The organism is Prevotella sp. P5-126 (assembly GCF_002251185.1).
GTDB lineage: Bacteria > Bacteroidota > Bacteroidia > Bacteroidales > Bacteroidaceae > Prevotella.
The window spans coordinates 1-1,718 of record NZ_NPIZ01000061.1; the positions used below are offsets into that span (position 1 = coordinate 1).

Consider the following 1,718-nt stretch of genomic DNA (forward strand, 5'->3'; position numbering starts at 1 on the left):
TTAGAGAGAAGTTAAGGGACAAATGTCCTACGTCTTACGGCAAAAGGCTATTGTCTCTTAACTTCCCGAACGACCGTAGGGAGTGATAACTTCTTTAACTTCAATCAATTCCCTCAGTTGCGAAACTAGAATAACAGTAATCAAGAAAAAGAGGAATCCGTGAGCATGGAAGAAACTGAAGAAAAGAAGAAGAAAACGACATCGGGATTTACCGAGGATATCAGCAAGGAGATGAACAATTCAAACCCCTTGCCTGTGGAGGATGCATTCAGCAATCTCCACCAATGCTACGTGTCTATTTCGGGCCATACACGCATCTTTACAGCCACCAAATACGGCAAGCGTTTCATGTTGAAATGTCTCAAGAACGATTTTCTCTACACCCCTATTTACCGCCAGGCACTCGCCAAGGAGTTTGAAATAGGTCAGCAGCTGGAACATCCCAATATCTGCCGTACCATCGACCTGGAAAAGGTTGACAACCTAGGCACGGTAGTTGTGATGGAATATATTGACGGCGATAATCTGGAACAGCTCATCAAGAAGAATGCCCTCTCGGCAGAACTCGCCCGCAAGATAGCAGGACAGCTGATGGATGCACTGGAATACATGCACAACAAACAGATGATTCATCGCGATCTGAAGCCTTCCAACATCATGATTACACATAACGGACAGAACGTGAAGCTCATCGATTTCGGTCTCTCGGATAGCGATTCTTTCTGCGTATTGAAATCGCCAGCCGGAACTTCGGGCTATATTGCTCCCGAACAGATGTTGCCGGGAGCCAAGGCTGAACCGCGTGCCGATATTTATTCTCTGGGCATGGTTCTGGGCGACATGGCCAAGGCTACGGGCGATAAGGCGCTCAGCAAGATGGCAGAAATCTGTAGTTGCCGCGACCCGCAAAGCCGTCCGCAGAATATCGTCCAACTGCGCCAGCGCCTGTCCTGTACGCCCCGTTACCGCCACGCCTCCCTCCTGCTCTGTGCCCTCATCATCGCCCTACTGGCAGCCCTGGCCGGGAGCTATTATCATCTGGAGAAGAATGCCCAAGAACCTGCATCTTCGGCAAGCGACAGCATTCAGCCCAACGACAATAAGGTAATCGACTATCAGCTTTGGGGTAAATAAAGCAGGAACAGGCCCTGGGTTTGACATCCGTGCCTACAACAATACCAAGGCACGAATTGGTCTGAATATCATCCGCCACACTATGGCGATTATCAACGAAGAAAACAAAAACGCAAAGATCCGTTTCGATATTCATAATAATAATGGATGCAGCGCTATGCTTACGGTTCCGAGACACTTGAAAGCACTATAAAGTAAATATTTCACAAATTTAAACTATTATTCTACAAATTAGATACTTATGAAAACAATTATTATAGACAACGAGATTCTCTCCATCGAAACTTTGAGTCGCATGCTCTTGGAATATGACGATATCGAAGTTGTGGGTAGTGCCTGCAACACCATGGTGGCAGAAGGACTGATCAAGGCAGCTTCTCCTGACCTCGTCTTTCTTGATGTAGAACTGCCGGGCATGTCGGGAGTGGATTTCATCCGCGAGGTGAAACGTCTGACGCAAGGACGCTGCCGGGTGGTGATGTACACCGGACATAAGGACTCGATGCTTTCTTCGTTTCGTAACGAGGCATTCGACTTTCTACTCAAACCCGTTGACCGCGACGAACTCTCGGCGATGATTCAGC

At 47.8% G+C, this 1,718-nt stretch carries 2 protein-coding genes; both read left to right on the top strand.

The genetic code is table 11. The features are described from left to right. The first annotated feature begins 165 nt into the window (after positions 1–165). A complete protein-coding gene (locus CIK90_RS06905; protein WP_094464678.1) occupies positions 166–1,134 on the top strand; it encodes a serine/threonine-protein kinase in 969 nt (322 codons plus the stop codon). Positions 1,135–1,375: 241 nt separating this feature from the next. After that, positions 1,376–1,718: LytTR family DNA-binding domain-containing protein (locus CIK90_RS06910; protein ID WP_144007236.1), on the top strand; the 343-nt coding region annotated here is incomplete at its 3' end.